This is a genomic window from Tenacibaculum sp. 190130A14a (assembly GCF_964048965.1).
Taxonomy (GTDB): Bacteria; Bacteroidota; Bacteroidia; order Flavobacteriales; family Flavobacteriaceae; genus Polaribacter; species Polaribacter polynesiense.
Map to the genome: position 1 here is coordinate 1,575,145 of NZ_OZ040189.1, position 25,305 is coordinate 1,600,449.

Consider the following 25,305-nt stretch of genomic DNA (forward strand, 5'->3'; position numbering starts at 1 on the left):
CCCTAAGGAGCTAAGAAACCATAATGGTTGAGATTATTAAGGGCTGTAATCAGATTTATTAAAAAAAAAGGGACCGAAATCCCTTTTTGGATATTTAAATTTTGAGTCCCCCGAATCAAACATTGTAATATCTATTTGTTAAGATACAAAATAAATATAAAAAGTCACATAAACAGTAGAAAAGAGAACGGAACTTTATAAGTTCCGTTAATCTCGATGAAAGTCCAAAGGACTAACTAATTGTTTCTCTTCAAAATTATGAAAAAACATTTAACAAAACTAGAAGAGCTATGATTATAGAGAATCAATCCATTTAGAGAAACCTTTAAGACTATTGAACGAATTAATTAATTCATTTTTTGAGTTATAAACTTCCAATGAAAGTTGTTTCTTGTGAAATTTAGCTAGGTACATAATTGTACCTTTTTTATAGTCATAATGTAATAAGTCATTAGAAGATTCAATGTCAGATCTAAACCTAAATCCATTTTTTAATAAGAGTGTGTGTGATATCATTTAGCGAAATTAGAAATAAAAAAAAGGTTAGTCAAATTAAAGACTCATTTATGATTGAAGGATAAATAACTAAAGAATTATATAAAAATAAAATTAAGTAGGGAATGAAAAATATAAAAAGGAACCATTTCTAGTTCCTTTTATGCAAAATACGAAGTCCCCCGACCTCATGTATAATATACTAATTAGACGATAAAAAATAATGATACTTACAATTAGACAAAAACTAAATGTTGGCATAAATGAAAATAAAAAAGTACAGATAAATATATTATTCATCTGTACCAATACCTTAATGTGCATCCCCTTAATAGCACACATAGGAAAAAATTTGCTAGCTTTTCAAATATACATAAATATTTACAAATCAATTATTTATAAAAAAAGACGTAGAGCAAACTCTATGTCTTATCATTCATAAATAAATCTGTGGGAGATCCTTTAATTGAATAGCATAAAGATAAGAATAAATAGATAAGTTAGAAATTAAAAAGAAAAAAACCCACCGAAGTGGGAGCTTTTTAGGGAAAATGATTACAAATATTATTGTAATCATTCTCTTAAAAAGGAGAATAAAGATAGGTAAATTAAACATAGTGAAAACACTGAATTTATACAGTTAAAAACCTGTAGAGTGTAAGAAAGCTCCCTAAGGAGCTTAATAAAATGTGAAAATTGATATATTAATTTTTGGATTAATGAAAATCCCAAACGAATTTAATTAATACTTGAAGTTTGGAACTAAATTTTAGACAAATGGTAAAAGTTAAAGGTTAAATAGTTTGATTTTGTAGTTAATTAGAATTTTAAACTAATTTAGAATACAACGATATGACAAAAACATTATCAGAAATTAAAAGAGAGAAGCATAAAAAAACCACTCAAAGAGAGTGGTAAAATTGCTATGAAAAAGAAAAATGTATAACCGATCTCCTCGATTATAAAGTAACTAAATTAAGAATAATAATTGTGTTAAACAATTTAGAGTTAGTGAAAATTTGCAACAAAATTGCAACAATTGAATTAAGTTGTTGCACGAGCTCACACAAACTTTAAATCTTAATTAACAATGAGTTACAGATGTTTATTTAACCCCTGCAACAATATTGCAACAGAAAATCAACAATGTTGCAACAAAATTGCAACAGAAATTAACGGCAATGAAACAACAAATTGAGGAACAAAAGAAATTGAAAATCGAAGAATTAAGAAATAACCCATTAGGATCAAAAGGAGCAATCTATAAAAGATACTTTAAAATTCCAGAACCTTTTCTAAGAGAAACTATCAATAATATTATTTCTGAATGCAGAAAAATAACAATAGACAAAGCCAAAAACGAAAAGAGAATAACACCTCGAGAGTATTATAAATTAGTTGAAGAAATCGAAGGAATTAAACTGATATAGTTCAGAAAACCTCCTGAATCCTCGCTAATCCTTTCTTATCCTCTTGAATCCTCCTGAATCCTAAGAGGAGCTTTGATTTACAATTCATATTTGCAATGTAAATGATATAATCAATTTACTTGTAACATGGATATAGACACAATTAATAATGTTTTACATAGAGATGTATTAACTCATGCTAAGTATGATAAATACTTTGCTGTTACTCCATGTAAATCGACTTATTTAGGTGATTATACCACTACAGGAGGATTAGAACAAATGGTAAAGATCTCTTTAGAATATAAAAACTTTGCCAAAAAAATTGCGCGACATCTTAAAGGTCGCACTCTTAGTGAAACTGTAACAAATATTTACAACTTCCTATATAGCCATATACAATACCAAGCCGACGGATTCGATCAACAACTTAGGACTCCTTCTTGTAGTTGGTCGAGCCGTTTTGAAGGTATTGATTGTAAGAGTTATAGTGTTTTTGCAAGTGCTATTCTTTTGAATTTAAATATTGATCATTCATTTAGAAAAGTTACGCAACCTTCTCAACCTTATAGATGGTCTCACGTATATGTCATAATTCACTCCCAAGGCAAAACTTTCATTATAGATCCAACTAAGAAAGTTAATACAGAAGTAACATACATACAAAAAGAAGATATGAAAGTACAGGACAAAAAATTGCCATACTACGGAATGCATGGTGACCTTACAAACTCAAATAGTGAGATAGAAACTATCGCACATGATACCATTTTAACCTTTAGACTTTTTCTACAGGATTTAAACAATTATGGAGTTTCTAAAAGTGTAACTCAACAAATTGAATCTGTAGTTCGAAGAAGTACCGATTCAGGTATCAATCCAAAAATTACATTAAGTCCAAGTTACATTAAGGTAAATCAAACTATAATCCACTATGGAATCACTTTACCAACTCCCCAAGGATTAGGATTTCTTGATGAAGCTGTAGGGGTATTTTCTAACCTTTTTGGACCAGAAGATAGAGCCAGTGTTTTGGCTAGAGCGGATGCGGAGGCCAAAAGAGATATTTCGCAGGCGATGACTATTGCAAATTCCCAAGGTAAGGCTGCAGCCATCAAATTTATAGATGATAAAGTATCTCATCATAGAAGGTTAGTATCTAAATACAAGTCTGCCAATTCAAAAGCAAAACACAGAAAAATTGCAGATGATTTAGAAAAGTTCAAAGTTCAAAGTCTATTAGGGAGCCAACCAGTAGGTACTACTTCTCACAACTATTCGCAACCTTCTAATCAGTATTCAACAACTTCAGTTGGTTTACCAGTTAATACTGCTAATCCAGTTAATTCTTCTGTTAGATCACAAGGGAGTAACATGAGTACAGGTAAAGTAGTGGCCATTGCAGGAGGTGGAGCCGTATTAGTTGCAGCGTTGACCTATGCTCTGACTAAAAAATCAAAAAGTAACAAATAAAAAAAGAAGAGAAATAATGAAAGTAAAATTCAATGAGAAAAAAGCAAAAGAAACTGCCGCTTTTGGAACTGGAGCAGCTGCAGGATTTATGGCCTCTAAAGGTGCTTCTGGAATAGTACCAGCAGAAGCTAAAACTCCTATTGTTAGAGGAGGAATTGCCATTGGAGCCTTGTTGTTTGCAAGTGCAATTCAAGGTACTGGTTATGTAGCTAAAGGCACACAAGGAGCTTTAGTTGGAGTTTCACTTGAGCAAGGTACAAGTGCAATCTCTGAGGTTCTTGCACCAAAAGTAAAGGAGAACGCCTCAACCTCAGGTGAAAGGTTTTTAAAAGCCATGGCAGGAATGAATGCTGCTGAGGAAACTGGTTACACCTACCAACCTAGAACAATTGATCTTTCTTCAGATGCTTGGAATCAAGAAGGAGTATTAAATACACAATCTCAAGCAGGATCTTTCGGAGCAGTGTAAAACCTGTCAAACTCAAAACAAAAACAATTTTAAAAAAGTACAAAGTAAAATCAAAATACAATGAAACAAGTATATAACTTACATCAAACGAATGATGCAATTTTAGAGATTCTAAGATTCAATGAAAAAAGATTAACAGCTCAGTTTGTTACTTCAATGAACCAACCTAATGCTTTAAAGGTATTAAACAATACTTCTATCTTAAGAAAAGAAGTTGAAGTAGGGGCCGGAGCAATTCCACTAGTGGATTCTAATACAAGAAAAGTAATTGGAGTTTCAGACTTTAATGAAAATCGTTTGGCTAATGATGAAGTATTAATTGTCGAAAAAATTAGAGTTGGGTATGATGTTAATGCAGCTTCTGGAAAGGAAACAGAATTGACGTATCAAAAAACTATGCCTGCATCTTTTAGAAATTCAATTCTTAGACTTAGACAAGCCGGTATCGTTATTGGAGAGTTCCCAATGTCGGATATTCAAAATAAGTATACAGGTAATTCAATGAAGGATGATTATTTAGAATTAAAGCATCCTTTAGTATTAGTTGGAGGTGCTGAGTTTGATTTTGAAATTGTTTTCCCTTCAGGTGCAACCCAAGCTACTGATAAGGAGTATTTCGAACTTGCGTTTGACGGACATAAAATCATCCGTTCTTCAAAGTAATTCCAATCCATCACGTTAATTAATTCAAAAAGCCTATATGGAACTTGTATAGGCTTTTTTTAAACCTATTTTTTATGAGAAAGTTTAAATCTAATGTTGTTAATGTTACAATTGAACAATCACAACCTTCAGGATCTCAAACATTAAAAATTGATAGTGGAATAGTAACAAAATGTGTGTTGTTAACCAACGATGTACCTGCGGAATTCATTAATGTAAAAATTGAAGATGTTCATGGAGATGAATTACATCCTTCTGTTTCTTACAAAGAGTACCAACCTACAAACGGTAATCATTTTGAAAGTAGAAAAGATATCTACTTCGAAGGAAATAGAGATATCAAAGTTACCGCTTACGCTGATGGGGCAGTTAGTAAAGCTTTTAAGTTTCAAATGCTTTTTTACGTAGAACCTTTACAAGATTAATCCATGAGATACAAAGGAAATTTAGTTAGTGATGTTATCATTTCTGATCAGTCTTTAAAGTTAAAGGATCTGAACAATATTTATTTTCAGAACAAAGGAGCTGTTAATGTTACCATTGGAACATACACTTTAAGACCTGAACAGGAATACAGAATTGAAACTGGTAATATTTCAATTGATACTAACCTTACAATTTCATTTGACAGAACTACAGGAGGAACCAAATCTCTTTATTACCACGCGATTAAAATAACAGAAACTATCTGTGATTAATTAAAATCATCACTGAATTACCATGCGAAAATTTTTAGACGATATACAGGAATACTTAAGTTCAAAAAAAGGAGCTTCTATTGATGTATTTGATTTTAAAACCAATGAAAGTTTTTATAAGAAATTAACTATAGAAGGTCTCAAGAAGAGTGATTTTGAATCATTTGCTGATTTAATTGATTACTTAAACCGAACTTTTGATACTTCTGTATTCGGGATTCAAAGATATAAATCCAATGGTAGTTCAAATAAACGTTTCGGTACTACAACACAATTAAATATTACAAGAGGAAATCAACAACATAAGCCAGAGGAGAAAGTGGTTAGTGAAGCAGCTAAAGGCGCAATTAATAATCAGCATATTAGTGCGCCTTCTGTTTCCACTGTACAACCTAGTGTTATTCAAACGCAACAACCTTCACCTATTGGAATGGCCTCTGCTTTTGGTATGTCTATGCCCGACGTTATGAACCTGAATACAAAAGCATCTAAATATGATGACTTAATAAAAGAGCATAACGAATTAAAAGAGAGAAACAAAAAGTTAGAGCAAAAGAATGACGCGCAAGCTTTAGAAATCCGTGAACTTAAAATGGATCTTAAACTTGCTGAAAGGCTTAAAGAAATTGATATAAAAGAGAGAGACTTAAAAGATAAGCCTGCCATTGATCCAGAAATCTTTAGCCGTCTTTTAGATGTTGCAGAAAATGTTGGAGCAACCGTAATGGCTAATAAAACAGGAGCTACTGCTGCAGGTATGGCGGCAGCTGAAACTTTTGAAGAACTATCTCAAAACAAACAAGATTTAATCTATGTAATAAAAAGTGAAAGTGTAACTGATGAAATGGCCAAGGAGTTAGCTCTAGTGGCTGTAGGGTTTTCACGTAATGCTGAATTTACAACTGCTATTAGAAAAAGTATTCAAGAATTTAAAATTAACGAATTAGTATAAATATGGGAATTTCATTAGAAAATAAAGGAACAGGAGCAATCGATAATATGAAAAGAGAAGAAGCTCTAAAAACTCTTAATCAATTCGGATCAACTAAGGCTTTGACTTTACTCGCCGAAATGGTAAAAAAACCAGGAGCCAGTGAAAAGTTTGTAAAGCATGCTCCAATGCTAAAAAAGTTTATCTAAAATGAGAAAGCCAAAAGGAATGGGGAACGCACTTGTAGCAGCTACAGCAGTTTCTGCTGTTAACAGTGAAGAAGGTAAAAAAACCATTAGTCAAGGTGTTTCTGCTTTGAAATGGGGAGTACTCCTTTTGGGTATTGGAAGTGGTGTTTTCTTGTTAAACAGACAATTTAAAAAGATTAGAGCAGAACGTTTTGCTAGAGAAAATGCTGGGAACCCTAATTTAACTGCAGCAGCAATTATTTATGAGTCTTTTACAAGAATTGGTTTTAGTCCTTCTAGCTTTTTAAACTTTTTAATCCCAGAGATAAATATCTCCACGGATGAAGATGCTTTAAATGATATTGCAAGACAGGTAACTAATATAAAGGCTGTATCACATGCCTATTATATTTTGTTTGACAGAAACCTGTTTTCAGATGTTCAAAAAGGACTTGATACAGAAGAGTTAAAAAGGTTTTGGGAAATCATAAACTCACCTTCGAAGAACTTTAACAACAATACGCTATTCCCTATAGGAAGTGATTTGTATTGTGCGGTTAAAACAGGAATAACCGTAAATATTGCCGAACTAGAAAACAACAATTGGAAAGGAACAGGGACACTCTTTGGGAAATTTGCATTTAGAGAAAAAGTAGGAGAAGTCATTGCTAATGGTGTATTTACCAAAGGCGATTTGACTAGAGAAAATTATTATATCGTAGAAACTTCCATTTTAGGTTTTTTCAAAAAAACGGGAGTAGTGCTACAACATCAAATTACTAACGAAGAAAAATAAGCTATGAGCGTATTAAGATCATATAGAAGTAGAATTGTTGATGATACGAATATGGGACTGCCAGATGTACATATCAAAAATTTAGCAATGCACTCTGGAACAACAACCAACATCGATGGGTATTTCAACATATTGGCCAACGAATCTGACATACTAGAGATATCACATGTCTCGATCAAAAATTTCACAATTCAAGCTAAAGATTTGAGAAATACTCTGACTACTTCATTTGGCGAAACGTTAGACGAAGTTGTGATAGCGCTTCCTAAGAAGAATAAATCTTGGTTAGGATGGTTGGCAGCAGGAGTTCTAGGAGTAGGATTGTTAGTTGCTTTTAGCAGTTCAGAAGAAGAAAAAGAAGTTAAACGCGTAGTATTATAATGTCAGTTTTTGAAAAATACATTGATGACTTAACCTTTATTGAAGGAGGATATCAAAACCGAGCAGATGATCCTGGTAATTATAATTCAGAAAAAGAATTGGTTGGTACCAATCATGGTATTTCTGCTCCAGTTTATGAAAGATGGATTGGCAGAGTTCCCACAGAAGCTAATATGAGGGCAATTACAAAACCCATCGCTTTACAAATTATAAAAGCTTGGTACTGGGATAAAGTACAAGCTTCTTTTATCAATTCACAAGCAGTTGCTGAAAACATAGCGGATCATGCAATTAATGCAGGAACAGGAAGTGCTGCAGGAATTGTACAGGAAGTTTTAAACTATGAGTTTAATAAAGATTTGAGTGTCGATGGAGTAATTGGTCCAATGACAATTGATGCGATTAATAGTGTTGATCAAACAAAATTGTTTCAAAAGTTCAGTCAATATCGAATAGATTATTACAGGTCAATCAACAATCGTTCTTGGTTAAGAATATGGGAAAATAGAGTGAAGTATCTAGCCCGTAAGTTCAATATTGATATAAAAAAAAAAGTGTAATTCTTTCCACCTTCATTCTCTTTGGTTTAGGTATAACAATTTATAAATTAACAAACCCCGAAAATGCAAATAATTGACCTACTAGAATCTTACGGAATCAAAATTGGTCTTTTAATCACAGGTACTTTATCTGGATTAATTGGAACTAAAATACAAGAAAAAACAGGCTTCTTTAACTACATGTTTGGAGCTTTTTGTGGAGCTTCATGCTCAACTTACTTAACCCCAATGTTGGTAGATTATTTAAACCTATCCCAGAGCTCTTCTTATGGAGTAGGTTTTTTAATAGGTCTGGTCTCAATGAATTTAGCGAGTAGATTTATTGAAATCAGTAAAGATTTACAATTCATAAAAAGATTACTAACAAAGCAATGAAAGAGATATTAAAATACATATTCGTATGCTATATACTAGTACTAATATTTCTAAACTTAAAGGAATGTAGTAATAGAGAAGAACCAATTGATTTAAAAGTTACTACTCAAAAAAAAGTAGTTAATCGTAAGGACAGTCTTGTAGTTGTTTTTGATACAATTTATCAAACTAAAAAGATTATGGTTTTCGATACCATTACAAATAAGATTATTCAAAATCGAATAGTTCCTGTTAATGATCACGAAGTAACCAGGGAAGTTTTTCAAACCAATGATACAATTGAGCTATCAAACGCGAAAGTTGTTTCTTCAATCATTGCTGAAGGCAGGGTTTTACAACAAGATTTTAAAGTAACTACTGCAGATTCTATTATCAATCATTTCATTGAAAAAACAATCTATAAAGAGCGTAATAAACTCTTTTTAAATGTATCCCCAACAATTGGGTTTAACGGAGTTTTTACAGGTGGTGAATTAAGTATTGATTATACAATTAAAGATAAAATTAGATTAGGAGTAGGTGTTGGCGTTTTACAGGATATCCAAACCAAACCATATATAAAATTCAGTGTAGGAGTACCATTAAATTAAACGCAATGAGTGAAGTTAAAAAAGTAGGTCAAAAAGGAAATTTAAAAGAAAAAGAAACAGGGAATTATTTAGGGTTCGCAGCCGCTTTAGTAATTGGTATAGTTGGATTTCAACGCTACAACAGGTTCAAAAATTTCATTGATTCTGTTTTGTTTGAAGTGGAAATTTTAAAGTTTGACTCGAATGATCTTTCAATTTTTATCAGTCCAGTAAGTAGTTTAAATGTCCCTTATTCGATTAGGTCTATTGAATTTGTATTTGACAACAAACTTTGGCAAGCCAAATATTGTGATCTACATAAAATGATTGTGGCTAATTCACAAATTCCAATGTCTTTTCAATTTGTGAAACCAATCTCAACAGAAGATCCAAATGTAATGATCATAACATATAATTTTTTCGGATTTAAGTTAGAAAGAGCATATCAACCGAGAATTGCAACTCTCCAAAGAAATTTCACTCCGAGAGTGCAAGCAGCAAACTTACAAGATAAACAGGTGTCTATTTCTAAATGTGGATGCACTAAAAAAAGTAACACATGGCAAGAACAATCAAGATAACGAAAACAGGAAATATAACTATAGTTACTACCACCATTTTCGGTAAAAGTAGTACTATCTATTCTTCAGAAAAAAGGTCGATTAAAGCTCATTTAAATGGAGTAATTGTTGAACCTAGTACCTCGGAGCCTACCTTCAGTAATTTTTATTTTCCAATTAATGAACTGGAAAACAATTTCGGTGCAAAAACCGCAGAGGAATTGGTTTTAATTTTTGCTGATAAAGGATTCTTTAGCGGTGATGATACTGGAGGGAACTCTTCAAGTGGTTCAGAGCAGAATAATAAAATCCTTCAATTGACTTTCCATAGTATTCCTCTAGCTCCAAAACAAACTCCTGAAGATGCTTTGGCGAATCATATGAATAATTACCCCAAAGCTATTGTTGTAAATGAAGATGAAATAGCCATCATTGATGCAACCTTCATACCTACATCACAAGAAGAAGAAGGACAATCATTATTTTAAAACTAACGTGCAATGAAATTTATTTTAAAAATAGGAAAGGGTAACTATGGAGCTGGTAATACACAATTAACTGGTGCAGATGTATATGCCTTAGATGTTGAGTTACATCAAGAAATAGCACAATTAAAAAGCACTGTTGCAGGAATTCCAAAGATTACTAATGCGACTCTTTTAAATTCAATTACTGCAGCACAAGTTGCAAATTGGAATGCAGGTGATTTAACAGACTCAGAAGAAAAACAAATTGAAACTTTACTTAAATGGAGAAGTGAATCTTTTAGTTTAAACAACTTCTATCAACCTGCCAGTATTCCTGCTTTCCCATGGACAGAAGGATCGAGTATTGTTACTTTTAACAACTACAATTTAACCGAGAGTTATTTACTAGTAAACACAACTGTTTCAACAAGAAGTGTTAATTGGGATAGTTTGAAAAACGAAACAAAAATTGGGATTTCATTCTATGTGGATTCATTGGAGGCTCCATTATCAATTTATTTAGAGAGAACAACCGAGATAGTCGTTTCAGACTTTGTAGTATTCAAACCTTCAGATATTAATTCAAGAAGTTTTTTTAATACTCATTTAGCACCAAATACAAACGGAGCCTACAACAAGGAATTACAGGTATATCCTATAAAATAATGTTCTATGAAAAAGGTAGTAGTTGCATCATTGGTAGGTATTGGAATTTACTCTGTTTTTAAATATCAAAGGTTAAAAAAAGGAGCTTCTAGCCTGCATGCAAAAATCATTGGAGTAAATGGGCTTGATATTGGTTTTGATAAAATCAATTTCAGGCTTTCTATTGCTTTAAAAAACAATAGTGATACAGATTTAGGGATTAATACATATAAACTCTTAAAGCTATCTGAAATCAACTTTTTCAATAAACAGAATGGTAACTATTTAGGAACCGCAAAAACAAACATTTCTGAGATACAAATTCCTAAAAAAGACATCTTAGTTATTAAAGATATCCCAACTGTTTTGCCTGTTCAAAACATATTATCAAACATAAAGCTGTTCAATAAAAATATTGAACAGAACTTAAAAATTGTACTCATTTTCGACTCGTTAGGTAAACGATTTGAAGTAATAGTTTAAAATATGATTAACAGAATTATTGAACAATACAACGCTTTAGACAATAACACAATAAACAGAGAAGTTTTAGAAGGTTTACTTTCTAAAACTTCTTTGGTAAAAAACACAACGGATCAAACTGCAGTGATCTATGAAAAGTTAAAAAAACTACTTGATCAAAATAAAGATTCCGAGTTTTTTATTGAATTATCTAAAGAGATTGAGCCGATTGATTTAGATATCAATGAAGGAATGGGAATTCCCCTTTTTAAAAGACCGGTTAGAGATTACTCCCAAGGAATGAATGGGAAAATAAACGCTTCAGAAATATATTCCATGATCACCGATAGTATGATCAAATTAATTGAAAAAGCAACCGGAGAAGGGTATGTAAAAGAGTGGCAGGAAAACCGAAATGACTTTATGCAGCCTTTAAACTTCATTTCTAAAAAGCCCTATAGAGGTATCAATCAATTATTATTAACCAATTTCGGGTTTACCACTTTTGAAAATCCATTTTTTCTAACATTCAAGCAAATTGAACGACTGGGAGGGAAAATTAAAAAAGGAAGTAAGAGTAAAAGAATCATCTATTTTACAAAGCTTTATGTTTATAGTAATAAAGAGTATAAACTAAAAATTGGTACCTATGACGTTAAAAAGTTCGTCAGGTATATAAACAAGCACAAGGATAAAATCAGCCATTTTAAAAAAGGAGGAGATTTAGAATCTTTTATTAGAAAAAATAATGTCTCCTTATTAAAGTACTATTTAGTTTTTAACGGATCAGATGTTGAAGGAATCGATTTTAAACTAGAAGAATTCAAAGCAAAATTTAGTAGAAATGAAAATGAAATAGTTGAAGCAGCAGAAGAAATAGTACAGCAATACCCAAATCCAAAGCCACCACTAAAACACGGAGGTAATGATGCTTATTATTCTCCTACAAAAGATTATGTTCAAATGCCAAAATTGAAAGATTTTGACTCAGAACAGGGTTATTATGCAACATTATTTCATGAGTATATTCATAGTACTGGCCATAAATCTAGATTAGATCGTTTTGTGCCAGGAGATTCATTTGGTAGCCCAGCGTATGCAAAAGAAGAATTAGTTGCAGAGTTTGGTGCCGTATTCTTATCGGCTGAAGCAGGTATTTTATGGAGAAATAATTCAAACCATGCCGAGTATATAAAGCATTGGAAAGGAGTTTTACCAAATTTAAAAAAGGATAATAGGTTATTGTTTAACGCAAGTAAAGATGCTCAAAAAGCTTCCGATTATATTTTACAAAGAGATGAAAACGGAGAACCAAAATATTTAAAGAAATTTACTAAGAAATTCAATGCAAAGAAGTCTACTAATAGCAATAAAAAAGATGTTGTTGCTGCAGGAATGAATGGTGAAGCTGTAACTGTTACTTTACCATCTATTAAAAAAGTATCAGTCAATTTACCTGAGAGAACTGGAACAGTTGCAACAACCGGTGCAATAAAAATGCAACAATCAAAAACCATTACCTCCGATAGTTTAAGTACTGAAAAGCAAGAAGTTAAAAAAGAACAACAACGGCCTGCAACAAAAGAGCAACAGTTTTGCAACAAAAGTGCAACAATTTTGCAACAAGAAAATACAGCAAAAAACTTAAATAGTGATCAAATGCAACAACCGTTGCAACAGAAAGAAACAATTGTTGCAATAACTCCACCGATACGTCAAGAGAAGAAATTGAAAACGAACATCACTACTCAAAAGAAAAATTCTGTATTAACTTCTTCAGATATCAACAACATGACTTTTGATACATTGACATTCTCCGGAGAGTGGGCAGACTTTATGCAAGAACCTGCTAAAACTATGAAGTTGGCAATTTGGGGAAAACCTAAAAACGGTAAAACGGCAGGGGCAACCAAATTAGCAAACTATTTAACCAACTTTGGAAGTGTACTTTATAATTTCGCTGATCAGGGTATTAATAAAAGTACGCAGGACCTTTGGAAACTTTCAGGTTTAAGTGAGAAGTCAAACGCTGCAGCAACAGGGATAAGAGATATCAAAGAACTTGACAAATTATGTGCCAGTGGCCAGTATGATTTTGTTTTTATAGATATGATCAATACCTATATACATAGAACTGGAATTAAATATTTTGAGTTTGAAGAACAATTTTTAAAGAAGTACCCAAACATTTCTTTTATTCTAATATTTGAGGTAACAAAAACTGGAAACTTTAAAGGTGATCAAGGCTGGACCCATTTACCAGATGCATTAATCACAGTTGATAGTTTTGTAATGCATAATCAAGGCCGTTACGGTGTTGGAGAGTATGTGGTTTGGAAAGAAGGATTAAAAAAGGTTAATCCTAAGAAATACAAAGAGTTCTTTACTGAAAAATTAGGTCAAGATAATGAAGTGGTTCATGTTAATATTTAGGGGTAATAAATGTTAATTAAGGGTTTAAATAAAATCAATTGAAATTTTGTTATAAAAAGTTCGGTAGCTTTTAGAAAGTAAAAGTGAGGAATGAGAAACGAATGACATCTCTTTAGAAAGTTTTTAAATGTTCTAAGAGGATTACCAAATAATTTTGTAGCCGATTCAAATAATTCACATTTGAACGAAAACGTATTTTAAAAAACAAAAAAAAACTCAAAATGAGGAAAAAAATTAACATGTATTTTAGTGCTATTCTTTTTGTACTAGCATTCATCACAAGTTGTGATAAAGATGAAGAAATAATGCCTGCAGTTTTTTCAATCACTCCTGTAGAAAAAGACTTTGGTATAATTGAAGTAGAAAAATCTACAAACTATTCATTTGAAATTACAAATGAAGGTGAAGCCGTATTAGAAATTAAAGAGTATGCTATTATAGGAACTAATGCATCTGATTTTTCTATAAATGCAGTAGCTGTTAATATCGAGAAAAACGATTCATACGATTTTGAGCTTACTTTTGCTCCATTGACAATTGGTATAAAAGAGGCTGTTTTAGAAATAACAACTAATGTTGGTGTAAAAAATATAGCCTTAAATGGAGAAGGAATTGCCAAGCCTATCCCTGTAATTCAATTCAGCGAGTCTCCTGTTAATTTTGGAAATGTTTTAATTGAGCAAAACTTATCTAAAAATGTTACAATTAGTAATATTGGAAATGCAGATTTAGAAATTACTAGTGCTAACATTTCGAGTGGTTCAACAGTTTTTTCGATTACTGGATCTCCAAGTTCACTTATAAAAACAATCCCTTCTGGAGACTCATATACTTTTGAAGTTAAATTTACTCCAAACTCTTTGGGAGCCGCTTCAGGTATTCTAAGGTTGGTTAACAATTCTAACGCCAGTGAAATCAATTTAGAAATGAATGGTATAGGGATAGTACCTGCTCTACCAGAAATTAATCTGAGTGAAACAGGTTTAAATTTTGGTAATGTGAACATTGGTAGTTCAAGTAGTGATTTAACTTTTGATATTCAAAATAACGGGCAAGGAAACCTAGAAGTTAGTAATATAAATTTAAGTGGGGCTAACTCGAGTGATTTTACCTTGGTTGGCGTATCATATCCAATTACAATATTACCTAATAACTCATATACAGTCACTGTTAGATTCACCCCACAATCTGAAGGACGAAAGTATGGAAGAGTTAATATTGTAAGTAACGATCCAACTAAACCAAATTATGCTTTAATAATTGAGGGCAATGGTTTATCAACAACAAGTAATATTGTTAACATTCCAGATTCTAATTTTAAAGCGGCATTAGTGGCTAATTCTTCCATTAATACTAATGGGGATTCTGAAATCCAAATATCTGAAGCTCAGTCTTATAGCGGTGTTGTTCGTGTTGATGGTTTAACTATTTCAGATTTAACAGGTTTAGAAGAGTTTGTGAATATTTCCGAGTTTCACGCAATGAACAATTCCTTAACAAGTATAGATTTAAGCCAAAATACAGCAATTACTAGATTGTCTTTAACTAATAATGATTTAACTTCTCTTGATCTTTCAACAAATATTATCCTTAAGACGATTTTAATTCAAAACAACAATATTAGTTCGATAGATTTAACAAATCATTCTAGTTTAGTTAATTTTCAATGTGGAAACAATAATATTTCAAACTTAGTGTTGCCGACAACAGCTAATGGGCTAAGAACTTTATATTTGGAGCAAAATAAAATTAGTACGTTAGATGTTTCTATGTATTCAGATTTAAGAACTTTGTCTGTATATAACAATAATTTAACTAATCTAGATATTTCACCAAACACCAAAATAAGGGCATTACATGTTAGAAATAATAAATTATCAAGTTTAAATGTAGCTAATGGTAATAATGTAAACTTCATTTATATGGTGGCAGACAGAAACACTGATTTAACTTGTATTCAGCATGATGCTGGATTTGATCCTTTAAACCCTCCAAATACTGCAGTAAACCAATGGGCCAAACCATCTGGAGCTTCTTGGAGTACTACTGCATGCCCTTAATCTATTTATTACCTTGTGTTAAATCCTGAAGTTGTCTACAACATATAACAGTAGGCAACTTCTTTAATTAAATATGTGACTATGAGACATAATATTATCAAGTTATCTTGTATTATTTTTTTTGGGATTTTTACTCCTTTTTTTGCCAATGCACAATTTGGAGGTATTATGAAAAAAGTAAAACAAAATGTAGTTGACAAAACAACGAAAAAATATAACTCTGGGAAAAATACTAATTCATCAAGTAAGCAAGATGAATCGAAGGAGAATGAATTATATTCAGATTCAGAGTATAAACTAGAGTTAGCTAGAAAATACCCAAATGATAAACAAAAACAAGAATACTATTACAAAAAGTATAAAGAATTTCAACAAAAAAAACTTAATGAACAAGAAAAATTATTAGCCAATACTAATAAAAAAGGCAAGGTAGTTAATAATATTCCATCTCCAATTGATAGTGAAGTTCAAGATAAATTTAAAGATAATGAAATCTATATACTTAATGGTGTTAAGTTTAGAAAGATTCCATCGTATAATGGAAAGTTTTACGATAAATTAGATCTATCAGGATATTATCATTTGTCTCAATATTTTGTAAGATATCCATCAAGTCATTTTGATAGAGAACCTGGACGAATTTATGAAGGCTTTTCAATAGAATATAACCCAAATACATATGAATTAAAAGCTTATTTCGATCCAGTTACAAAACGACATGGAGTGATTCCTAAACAATATAGAGAATCTGCAGATAAAGGTAATATTCAGTTTCAATTTGGAATTGGAGATGGACCAGAATGGACTAATGTTAACGCACTATTATTAGAACCGGGTGTATTATTAATAGGGGCAGAAGTTTATTATAAGAATAAAAAAGAAGGACACAAGTGGATGAATAATATAGAACCAAAGCAGTTTGTCATTGCTTCTAAAGATCCTGCAAAGATTTTAAAGTATTATAGAAACCCAGAGTTAACTTCACAAGTTACCTTCGCTAAATTTGATTCTTTACTTCATGATTCAGAAAATTTTTCTTTTTCTAAATTGAAAATGCCATCAAAAGGCAATTTGAATAATAACTTAATTGGTATTGCTACTAAAGGTTTGAACAATTATTACAGTAAAACAAGTATGAAAAACCTTAAGCAATACATTACTTCGAACAGATGGTCTACCGTTAAACATAAAATAACAGGAATCCCACAGTATCAATGGGCAGTTGGTGCAGTCATTCAAAAAAATTCAGATGGACAATGTATGTTGCAACAGTTCATAATTAGAAGGGATTATGAAGGAGGAGGGAAATTCGGAACAGCGTTTTTTAATGGGATTAGTCGAACAGGAAAAGCTCCATATGGAAGCTATTGTAAATGCATAAATTAACTAAAGATAATAAATAAACAAAAAAACAAATGAACAAATTATATATTGCAGCACTCTTTTTTATAACTATATTTTCCTCTTGCAGTTCAAATGAACAGGATTCATTATCAGAAACCTATAATAATACAATAAGTTTTGGGCAAGAAGAGTTTGGAATTCAGCAAGTTAATGTTGGGTATGATTTATTTGGTAATATTTCATTGCTATTACACTCTTTAAACAAAAATCAGTTAATTCAATTACCATCTGGAAGTGGTGCATTTATTGAGTTTGAAGGTATTAAGCAATCACAAATCCATATGGACTCAGATTATTATGTAGAAATTCCAGAGGCGCATTATTATTTAGGAGTAGTAAATGGAGATCAGCTTTTGAGGTCAAATGGAATTAACATTAAAAAAGCAGTTGAAGGATATGTGAAAATTATTGAATTATCAAATGATAATATTAAACTGAGATATTTATATAAGAGATTTGATGGAGTAATGTTCAAAGGGGAGTACAGTGGACCATATACAGAAAAATAACATCAACTAATGTTTAAAAATTTTATAGTTTTTTTCATGTTATATACGAGTAAATACAACAACATAAATTTTGGATTATTAAATCTTCTTTATTACTTCAAGTATTAAAAAATTATGTGGGTAATATTTCTCAAATAATGAATTATTTATTTTAGAGCAAAACAGTAACTCAGGTTATTAACTAATTTATATATTTGGTAACTTATTTTCTAGTATCTGTTTTAACATTATAATTTGATATTAAGTACTACCAGATAAAAATTAGTCGTTATTAAAAATGATTTTAATTATCATTAGCAACTTCTTTTTGTCAAATTTGTATTAGTACCATAAAGAATATAGTTAAATGAATGAAAAAGAGTTTACAAACAATTGTTATTCTTATATTGTTCTGTGGTAAAATTTTTTCCCAAGAACCTTACTACACAAAATTTACATCAGATGATGGATTGGTTGCATTAGCAAATTTCAATGTCGTACAGGATAAGGACAATCTAATTTGGGTTGGTACCAAACAAGGGTTGTTTTATTATAATGGGAGAAAATTTATAGAAGTTAAAAATTCGATTTCAACAACTAAAAGTATCTTCAATTTACAAATTGATAATGAAGGACAAATTTGGTGTTCAACTATTTCAGGACAGATTTATAGAATTGTAAACAAAGAGTTTCATCTTTTTAAAGATTTTTCTAAAAAGTTAAAAGGTGCTTTTCCTCACTTAATAGTTATGAGGAATTGCGTCTTTTTTCTTTCACAAAAGGAAAGCTACAAAATAAATATAAAAACAGGAGAAGTAAATAAAATAGATGGTCAGATAACTAAAATAGTAAAGTCAAATAATAGTTTTTTTTATTACAATCTAAGTGAAAATAATATAATTACTCAGATTTATCAAGATGAAGAAGAAGTTGTTACGAGAAAAATAAAATGTTACGGAAAGTTTCTTTTAGACAAAGGTAAATTCCAAATGTTCAAGTGGTTCGATGAAATTGTTATTATACCCGACAAGATGACAATTAAGCCATTCTCAATAGATATTAATACAAGGAAATTGAATCGAATTAAACTACCTAGTAGCTTTAAAAAGCTTCAGGTTTATAATTCTAAGAATTATCAAGATAATTGGTTATTAACATCAAATGGTATATATAGATCTATCGAGAAAAGAGCAATTAGTGATGCTGAACATATTTTTAAGGGTTTTCATATTACAGATGTTTTAAAAGATAATGAGAATAACTTTTGGTTAACCACACTTCAGAATGGTGTATTTGTGGTACCAAATTTAGGAATAAGGAAGAAAAATTTTTTTGATATAAAAGATGATATAATATCTGTAGAAACTTTACCTGAGAATCATTTATTATTAGGGACACAAAACGGTAAATTAATTGATTTTAATACTCAAAGTAATAGTTATACTCAAATTGATTTATTAAATCAGCGCCCAATAAATAGAATTAGATATGATAATGTTCTAGGTAGGGCTTATGTAAGTACAAATGGTACCAATAGCTACATTTATGATGTAAAAAGTAAAAGAATTAGAGAAGTTGGAGAGCAATTTGCAACGGCCAAAGGATTAGCTCAAATAAGCAAAGATTCATTAATCTATCTTTCATATCGACATGCTTTGGTATATACTAATCTTACAAAAAATAAGGATCATATTGTACTAGAAAATAAAAGGCCGATTAGTACTTTTTACGACTCTATAAATAAACTTATTTATATAACCTATATTGATGGAGCAGTAGTTTATGATAAAAATTTAAATAAAGTTCCTGTAAAGTATAGAAACAAACCTATTATTTTATATAAGTATACTCAAACCAATAATGGTAAAATATGGGCAACATCCGGTGATAAGATTTTAGAATTAAAGGCCGAAAAAGTTATTGATAGTTTAACTTACTCCAAAGGATTGTTAAGGTCACCCTTAAAAGGTTTAATGTCAAGGGAATGTTTTTTGTGGATTGTCACAGCAAAAGGTATACAAAGATATAATACAAACGAGAAAAGTATAAAAACTCTCAATTTGACGGATAAAAATACTATCAAATTCAAACATCCTGAAATTCAAAATGGTTATTTGTGGATACCAGGGAATAGTTTTTTATGTAAAATAGATTTGTCAATTTTAGATTCCAAGCAATCAAAAAAAGTACCATTAGCATATATTAGTAATGTGAAAATTGGAGGTAAGGAAGAAAAATTAAAAACCGAATATGAACTGCCCTATAAAACAAACGATATTACATTTAATTTAAATTTTAATGGATTCTTGGCTAGCAGTAAAAATGTTTTAGAATATAAACTTTTAGGTTTCAACACCGAGTGGCAAACATCAGAATTAAATGATAATATTGTTAGATATATTGGGATTCCATCCGGAAATTATGAGTTTCTATATAGAGCCAAAAGTTTAGATGGAAGCATTGGTAAACAGAGTAAGGGAGTTAAAATTATTATCCACAAACCTTTTTGGGAGAATTGGTGGTTTATCGTGACTGTTTTTATTGTATCATTTTTTATGATTGTAATATATTACAGAATAAAATTAAGATTGAGAGAAAAAGAAGTGGAACGTGAATTAGAAAAAGTGATTTTAGCTAGTAGAATAAGTAAATTAAAATTAGAGAATCTACGTTCTCAGATGAATCCACATTTTATTTTTAACTCTTTAGGAGCGATTCAAGATTATGTTATGAATAATGAGAAGTATTTAGCAAGTGATTATTTAGTTAAGTTTTCTCGTTTAATTAGGATGTATTTAAATCATAGTAGAATTAATGTTATATCTCTGAAAGAGGAATTAAAATCTTTAGAAATGTATATAGCATTAGAACAATTGAGGTTTGAGAATAAGTTTAACGTTCAATTTTTAATAGATAAAAGTATTAATCAAAATAAGGTTAAAATTCCTCCATTGTTTTTACAACCATTTGTAGAAAATGCAATAAAACATGGTCTTATTCATAGAAAAGAAGAAGGGAATCTATTGATATCAATTACAGAAGATTCTGCAGGTATAATGATTGTGACCATAGATGATGATGGAATAGGGAGAATAAAGTCTTCTAAAATTAATATGAAAAGACAAAATCATAAGTCCTTTGCCGTTAACGCAACGAAGGAAAGAGTTTTGCTATATAAGAAGGAAAAGTTGTTTAATATTTCAATAGATTTTATCGATAAAGTAGGAGAAAATAATGAAGCTATAGGAACAACTGTAATACTTAAAATAAAAAGAATTTAACGATGAAAGTTTTAATAATTGACGATGAAGCAAAAGCACGTAGTTTAATGGAAACATTGTTGACACAATTTTTTCCAGAAATTAAAAAAATTGTTAAAGCAGATAATTTATTAAACGGAGTAAAGCAAATAAATAAATATGAACCCGATATTGTTTTTTTAGATATTGAAATGCCTGAGTATTCCGGATTAGAAATTTTAGATTTTATTCCCGCTCCAATTAAGTTTCAATTAATTTTTACAACTGCTTATCAACAATATGTAAGAGAAGCATTAAGAATGTCAGCAATAGACTATTTAATAAAACCTATTGATAGAGAAGAGTTAAGAGAAGCTATAAATAAGGCTAAATTTAATATTGAAAAAAACAAGGTTTCAGTACAGTTTTCAGAATTGAAAAAGGCCATTCTTTCATTATCATCACATAAAATTGCATTAGAAGTTCCCGGAGAAATTATTTTTGTTACTCATGAGGAAATATTGTATTTGGAGGCCGATGGAATGTATACCAAGGTGCATCTTGCAAACCATGAAAAGCGACTAATATGTAAGCCTTTAGGGTATTTTGAAAATCAATTGCTCAATAATAATTTGTTTTTCAGATGTCATAGGTCTTTTTTGATTAATCTACATTATTTAGAAAAGTTTGTAAAGAAGGATGGTGATTTTCTACTTATGCAAAACCAAATTGCAATTCCAATATCCAAAACAAAAAAGAGTGATTTTTTAAGAATTATAAAAGAAGTCTTTTAAATTATTGTATAGAAGAATATAAAGTTAGAGATGTAACTAACGAAATTTTTATAGACAATAAATAATGATGATTTAAAAAGACAACTTAACCATTTCTTTTAACAGATCCTCAGGTGTTTGATTACCTGTTAGGTCTGTAAGTTGTTTTTGAACCTTGAAGATGGATATATGATTATCTCTAGATTTGTATTTTTTCATTCCATGTATTCTTTCTTCTAAAATGAGAATATTCATATAGCGTGCAAATTGATCAGAATTCAATGCTGGCATTCCTTTTACTTTATTACTGGTTGAAAAATAGTTTGTGTATTGCATAATGCAAAATTACATCATATATGTAGCGAGTCTTGCTACATATATTAGCATTCGTGCATTTTTATTCTTAAATTTAAAGGATAAGATAAATTCTCAAAAGTTTTCTCACTATGTGTTATCATATATCCAACAGGAGAAGAGAAGAAAGGGCACTACAAGACAGATTTGATGCCACTTTTGAACATCCTAAAGTATATCAGCCTTATCATCATTTTAATGGTTGGGAGTCTAAGAACTTATATATTATTAGACAAGAAGATCCAGAAAGTATCGATTTTGCTTCTTGGGGGTTGTTACCCACTGGATATGACTTATCATTAAGAAGCGAGTTTTTAAGAATAACCAATACGTTAAATGCAACTCGTGAAAGACTTTTTGAAAGCCAATTGTTTAATCAGTTTATTCATTGGCAAAGATGTTTAATTATTGCCGATGGTTTCTATGAACCACATAAGGATCCTGATATAAAAGGTTCGGTTCCATTTTATTTTCAATTAAAGAATAAAGAATTATTTGCGTTGGCAGGAGTGTATAGTGTTATTGATGATGGTATTAACCCACTTTATTCTGCAAGTATTATAACTACCGAAGCAAATCCATTATTTAAAAAGATTCATAATTCACCTAATAGTAAAGGGAGCTATAGAATGCCCTTAATTCTGAATCCTTCGGACGAATATGATTGGTTGCACTCTAATAATGATGAAGCTATAATAAATACATTATTACATACATTTACTAAATCTGAATTTGAAACCTACCCAGTTTCACAAGATATATTTAAAAGAGTAGATAGTAATCGTCCGGATATCACAAATCGGGTTGATTATCCTGAGTTGAAGATTTCATTTTAATTATAGTTTTCTCCGTTGCAAAGTTGTTTCAGTATTGTTGATTTGCTGTTACAGATGTTGCATTTTTGATTCAACAACTCAGCAACAGAAAAATTATTGATTAAAAAATTACCTATTAATTACTTGAATTATTGATTGTTGGAGAACACATTTTTATGGTGACTTTCTATAAGAAAGCAAAATTCTTTGATTCCCCTCAGACCCCTCTTTAAAATTCTCTGCAAGAAAAATGTGATTCTGTGATTCGGGTATAAAGTCAGGTGTAATAAGGGCTTAGGCTTATTTTATTTTTTGTGATTATTATATTCTTTCACAAAAAAATATTGTGATTCACTAAATAGAAAATAGATAAACTTAAAATCACAAAATTTATAAATACCCAATCACAAAATTTAAATAAGCTTAAGTGTTTGTATTTCAATATTTTATATCCTAATCACAGAATCACAAAAAATTTGCGGGTTTAAAACAAGAGAGGTTTTCTAGTTACAGACAAAATCGTCCTATTTTACCCAAAAACATCACTGTACTTTAGGTTTAATTCAGAAGAGTATAAAGTAATAAAGTTTTACGACGAAACATCCAAGTCAAATAAATTTGTTTTAGTTGGTAGGTAGGAATAATAAAGTTTTATTTTATTAAAAATTTAAGCTGGCATATTGAATATTACCTACAGCTTTTAATATAGTTTTAGGAATATAAGCTTCTGTTTGAGTAATTGAATGGTGCCTAGCTTGATTCTTTACATCAATTGTTGGTATTCCTAATTGCAAATAGTTTGTAATACCAGTATCTTTTAATGAGTACCACTGATAGGTGTTACTGAATTTAAGTTTTTTTCTTATTCTAGCCCATGTATCAGAAATTCTTTTGGGATCAAGTTGATTAGGACCAGGTTTAAAATTTTCTGAGAAAAGGAAATCTGAATTTTTGGCATTTTTGAGATGTTTAGCAAAAGAGTGCATTAATTCTCCAGGAATGGTAACCATTTGAGTTTTTCCGTTTTTGGAAACATAAGAAGGAATATTAATTATTCCATTTTTTAATATCACATCGTTTACTTTAAGCTTTGTCATTTCTGTTCTTCTTATTAAACAGTAGAAAGCTACTTTACACAGGTGATAATATCCTTTGTCGTAATCATATATATGTTTGAATATAATGTCTCTTACTTCTTTTGGAATTATTGTTCTCTTTTTTTCAGATTCCTTAATTTTCTTTATATGGATTGTAAAATCAACCGAGAGATATCTTTTTTTTATTAACCATCTATTAAAAACTCCAATAAAACGGAGGTAGTTATTATGAGTAGCAGCAGAATTCTCTCTTTCATAAAAGATTTCGTCTAAAAAGTCTCTACATAAATCTTCATTAAAACTATTAATGAACAAATGTTCTTTATTAATGGAAATTAGATATTGTTTAAAATTATTAATGTAGCTTTTGTAGGCTCTAATGGTATCTTTTCTTACAACTCCTTTTTTTAATTGTTGGTTGTATTTATTCAAAAAGATATCTAAGGTGTCAAATAGTTTGGCAAATGACTTTACATTTTTCTCATTAATAAAAGGAGTCCATCCTTTAGGAAGCTTTTCATTAAGCTTTTGAACTATTCTTTTTGCGTACTTCCTTCTTTCTGTTTTGTTTTTCATCGGTTTAACCCGAATTCTCTTTCTCTTAAGTTGTTTTGATACGTTAATCTCTGAAGGATCAATAGCATAATAAACGATTTCCCAAGTTTGGTTTTCTCTTAGTTCTGCTGGAACGTAATCAATAAAAGGAATTAGATTTTTTGGGTTTTGAAGTTTTGACATTTTTTTTTTACATCGAGATTGGCATCGAGAATGTAAAAATGGACATCAAATGACACGTTTTTGACACGCTTTTTTTTATATTTACTTCGGAACCATTGTGGTTATTATGGTTCCGAAGATTTCTGTAGCGAAGGCGGGAGTTGAACCCGCGACCTCAGGGTTATGAATCCTGCGCTCTAACCACCTGAGCTACCTCGCCTGATTGCGGGTGCAAATATAGACGATTTTTTGTTTTACCCAACAAAAATTTTCAATTTTTTTTTAAAAAAATATTTATCTATATTGCCAGCAAACTTAAACATAAATGAGTAAAGTAAAATTCGAATTAGAGTTTCCAATACATGCTTCTCCAAGTATGTTATATCAATACTTCGGAACTCCTGCTGGATTAGAGGAATGGTTTGCCGATAGAGTAAATTCAAGAGGTAAAATGATTACTTTTATTTGGGATGATTCAGAAGAAGAAGCAAAGATTGTAGCCAACAAAGCAGATGAGCGTATCAAATATAAATGGACCGAGAGTGAAGGAGATGAAAGTTACTTTGAATTTAGAATACAAGTAGATGCTTTAACGAAAGATGTTTCTTTAATTGTTACTGACTTTGCAGATGATGAAGATGAAGTAGAAGAGGCTAAAATGTTATGGGAAAATCAAATAGAAGAACTAAAACACACTATTGGTGCATAATTAAAATATCAAATACTATAAACTCGGCAATTTGTCGAGTTTTTTTATGTCTTATCGTTACTGAAATTAGTAATT

28 protein-coding genes and 1 tRNA gene are annotated in these 25,305 nt (G+C 30.6%); 25 read left to right on the top strand and 4 right to left on the bottom strand.

Annotated features, from left to right (window positions below; all coding sequences use genetic code 11):
- Positions 1 to 294: 294 nt before the first annotated feature.
- Positions 295 to 516: a hypothetical protein gene (locus ABNT22_RS07805; protein WP_348718946.1), complete on the bottom strand. Its 222-nt coding sequence runs from the start codon at positions 514 to 516 to the stop codon at positions 295 to 297.
- A gap of 1,160 nt (positions 517 to 1,676) precedes the next feature.
- Here ABNT22_RS07805 and ABNT22_RS07810 point away from each other — a divergent pair.
- The 23 genes from ABNT22_RS07810 to ABNT22_RS07920 all read left to right on the top strand — a co-directional run bounded on the left by ABNT22_RS07810 (position 1,677) and on the right by ABNT22_RS07920 (position 21,559).
- Positions 1,677 to 1,925, top strand: a complete 249-nt coding sequence (locus ABNT22_RS07810) for a hypothetical protein (protein ID WP_348718945.1) — start codon at positions 1,677 to 1,679, stop codon at positions 1,923 to 1,925.
- A gap of 126 nt (positions 1,926 to 2,051) precedes the next feature.
- Positions 2,052 to 3,377 (top strand): transglutaminase-like domain-containing protein, encoded by a 1,326-nt coding sequence (locus tag ABNT22_RS07815; protein ID WP_348718944.1) that lies wholly within the window; start codon positions 2,052 to 2,054, stop codon positions 3,375 to 3,377.
- Positions 3,378 to 3,393: 16 nt separating this feature from the next.
- On the top strand, positions 3,394 to 3,846 hold the full coding sequence (locus ABNT22_RS07820; protein ID WP_348718943.1) for a hypothetical protein: 453 nt from the start codon (positions 3,394 to 3,396) through the stop codon (positions 3,844 to 3,846).
- Between the two features lie 60 nt (positions 3,847 to 3,906).
- Positions 3,907 to 4,509: a hypothetical protein gene (locus ABNT22_RS07825; protein ID WP_348718942.1), complete on the top strand. Its 603-nt coding sequence runs from the start codon at positions 3,907 to 3,909 to the stop codon at positions 4,507 to 4,509.
- A 74-nt stretch (positions 4,510 to 4,583) separates the two neighbouring features.
- Entirely contained in the window at positions 4,584 to 4,934 is a 351-nt protein-coding gene (locus ABNT22_RS07830; RefSeq protein WP_348718941.1) for a hypothetical protein, read from the top strand.
- A 3-nt stretch (positions 4,935 to 4,937) separates the two neighbouring features.
- Complete coding sequence (locus ABNT22_RS07835; protein WP_348718940.1) at positions 4,938 to 5,207, top strand: hypothetical protein; 270 nt, start codon at positions 4,938 to 4,940, stop codon at positions 5,205 to 5,207.
- A gap of 22 nt (positions 5,208 to 5,229) precedes the next feature.
- Positions 5,230 to 6,159: a hypothetical protein gene (locus ABNT22_RS07840; protein ID WP_348718938.1), complete on the top strand. Its 930-nt coding sequence runs from the start codon at positions 5,230 to 5,232 to the stop codon at positions 6,157 to 6,159.
- Between the two features lie 2 nt (positions 6,160 to 6,161).
- Positions 6,162 to 6,347 (top strand): hypothetical protein, encoded by a 186-nt coding sequence (locus ABNT22_RS07845; RefSeq protein WP_348718936.1) that lies wholly within the window; start codon positions 6,162 to 6,164, stop codon positions 6,345 to 6,347.
- Between the two features lies 1 nt (position 6,348).
- Positions 6,349 to 7,122, top strand: a complete 774-nt coding sequence (locus ABNT22_RS07850; RefSeq protein ID WP_348718935.1) for a hypothetical protein — start codon at positions 6,349 to 6,351, stop codon at positions 7,120 to 7,122.
- A gap of 3 nt (positions 7,123 to 7,125) precedes the next feature.
- Positions 7,126 to 7,503 (top strand): hypothetical protein, encoded by a 378-nt coding sequence (locus ABNT22_RS07855; RefSeq protein ID WP_348718934.1) that lies wholly within the window; start codon positions 7,126 to 7,128, stop codon positions 7,501 to 7,503.
- Positions 7,503 to 8,063, top strand: a complete 561-nt coding sequence (locus ABNT22_RS07860; RefSeq protein ID WP_348718933.1) for a glycoside hydrolase family 108 protein — start codon at positions 7,503 to 7,505, stop codon at positions 8,061 to 8,063. Before ABNT22_RS07855 ends, ABNT22_RS07860 begins: the two co-directional genes overlap by 1 nt.
- 63 nt (positions 8,064 to 8,126) lie before the next feature.
- Positions 8,127 to 8,438, top strand: coding sequence for a hypothetical protein (locus ABNT22_RS07865; RefSeq protein WP_348718932.1), 312 nt, complete (start codon positions 8,127 to 8,129; stop codon positions 8,436 to 8,438).
- The gene (locus ABNT22_RS07870) at positions 8,435 to 9,028 is read left to right on the top strand and encodes a hypothetical protein (protein WP_348718931.1); all 594 of its coding nucleotides are present in this window, start codon (positions 8,435 to 8,437) and stop codon (positions 9,026 to 9,028) included. Before ABNT22_RS07865 ends, ABNT22_RS07870 begins: the two co-directional genes overlap by 4 nt.
- Positions 9,029 to 9,033: 5 nt before the next feature.
- Positions 9,034 to 9,588 carry a hypothetical protein gene (locus tag ABNT22_RS07875; RefSeq protein WP_348718930.1) on the top strand — a complete coding sequence of 185 codons (555 nt, stop codon included), beginning with the start codon at positions 9,034 to 9,036 and terminating at the stop codon, positions 9,586 to 9,588.
- Positions 9,567 to 10,055: a hypothetical protein gene (locus ABNT22_RS07880; protein ID WP_348718928.1), complete on the top strand. Its 489-nt coding sequence runs from the start codon at positions 9,567 to 9,569 to the stop codon at positions 10,053 to 10,055. The genes ABNT22_RS07875 and ABNT22_RS07880 overlap by 22 nt, the downstream gene beginning before the upstream one ends.
- Positions 10,056 to 10,067: 12 nt before the next feature.
- Complete coding sequence (locus ABNT22_RS07885) at positions 10,068 to 10,700, top strand: hypothetical protein (RefSeq protein WP_348718927.1); 633 nt, start codon at positions 10,068 to 10,070, stop codon at positions 10,698 to 10,700.
- A gap of 6 nt (positions 10,701 to 10,706) precedes the next feature.
- Positions 10,707 to 11,162, top strand: a complete 456-nt coding sequence (locus ABNT22_RS07890; protein ID WP_348718926.1) for a hypothetical protein — start codon at positions 10,707 to 10,709, stop codon at positions 11,160 to 11,162.
- A 3-nt stretch (positions 11,163 to 11,165) separates the two neighbouring features.
- Positions 11,166 to 13,574 (top strand): ArdC family protein, encoded by a 2,409-nt coding sequence (locus tag ABNT22_RS07895; protein WP_348718924.1) that lies wholly within the window; start codon positions 11,166 to 11,168, stop codon positions 13,572 to 13,574.
- 221 nt (positions 13,575 to 13,795) lie between these two features.
- Entirely contained in the window at positions 13,796 to 15,634 is a 1,839-nt protein-coding gene (locus ABNT22_RS07900; RefSeq protein WP_348718922.1) for a choice-of-anchor D domain-containing protein, read from the top strand.
- Positions 15,635 to 15,715: 81 nt separating this feature from the next.
- Positions 15,716 to 17,020 (top strand): hypothetical protein, encoded by a 1,305-nt coding sequence (locus ABNT22_RS07905; RefSeq protein ID WP_348718921.1) that lies wholly within the window; start codon positions 15,716 to 15,718, stop codon positions 17,018 to 17,020.
- Positions 17,021 to 17,049: 29 nt separating this feature from the next.
- The gene (locus ABNT22_RS07910) at positions 17,050 to 17,547 is read left to right on the top strand and encodes a hypothetical protein (protein WP_348718920.1); all 498 of its coding nucleotides are present in this window, start codon (positions 17,050 to 17,052) and stop codon (positions 17,545 to 17,547) included.
- 350 nt (positions 17,548 to 17,897) lie between these two features.
- Positions 17,898 to 20,807, top strand: a complete 2,910-nt coding sequence (locus tag ABNT22_RS07915) for a histidine kinase (RefSeq protein WP_348718919.1) — start codon at positions 17,898 to 17,900, stop codon at positions 20,805 to 20,807.
- Positions 20,808 to 20,809: 2 nt separating this feature from the next.
- A complete protein-coding gene (locus ABNT22_RS07920) occupies positions 20,810 to 21,559 on the top strand; it encodes a LytTR family DNA-binding domain-containing protein (protein WP_348718918.1) in 750 nt (249 codons plus the stop codon).
- A 72-nt stretch (positions 21,560 to 21,631) separates the two neighbouring features.
- On the opposite strand, the gene ABNT22_RS07925 is transcribed toward ABNT22_RS07920, so the two are convergent.
- A complete protein-coding gene (locus ABNT22_RS07925; protein WP_348718917.1) occupies positions 21,632 to 21,874 on the bottom strand; it encodes a hypothetical protein in 243 nt (80 codons plus the stop codon).
- 110 nt (positions 21,875 to 21,984) lie between these two features.
- Between ABNT22_RS07925 and ABNT22_RS07930 the strand changes: the two genes are divergently transcribed.
- Positions 21,985 to 22,728 carry an SOS response-associated peptidase gene (locus ABNT22_RS07930; protein WP_348718915.1) on the top strand — a complete coding sequence of 248 codons (744 nt, stop codon included), beginning with the start codon at positions 21,985 to 21,987 and terminating at the stop codon, positions 22,726 to 22,728.
- A 638-nt stretch (positions 22,729 to 23,366) separates the two neighbouring features.
- Here the strand turns inward: ABNT22_RS07930 and ABNT22_RS07935 are convergent.
- Together ABNT22_RS07935 and ABNT22_RS07940 are read right to left on the bottom strand one after the other, a co-directional pair.
- Positions 23,367 to 24,542, bottom strand: coding sequence for a tyrosine-type recombinase/integrase (locus tag ABNT22_RS07935; RefSeq protein WP_348718914.1), 1,176 nt, complete (start codon positions 24,540 to 24,542; stop codon positions 23,367 to 23,369).
- Positions 24,543 to 24,667: 125 nt separating this feature from the next.
- Positions 24,668 to 24,741 (bottom strand) — tRNA-Met (locus ABNT22_RS07940).
- A gap of 105 nt (positions 24,742 to 24,846) precedes the next feature.
- Here ABNT22_RS07940 and ABNT22_RS07945 point away from each other — a divergent pair.
- On the top strand, positions 24,847 to 25,230 hold the full coding sequence (locus tag ABNT22_RS07945) for an START-like domain-containing protein (RefSeq protein ID WP_348718913.1): 384 nt from the start codon (positions 24,847 to 24,849) through the stop codon (positions 25,228 to 25,230).
- The last annotated feature ends 75 nt before the right edge of the window (positions 25,231 to 25,305 follow it).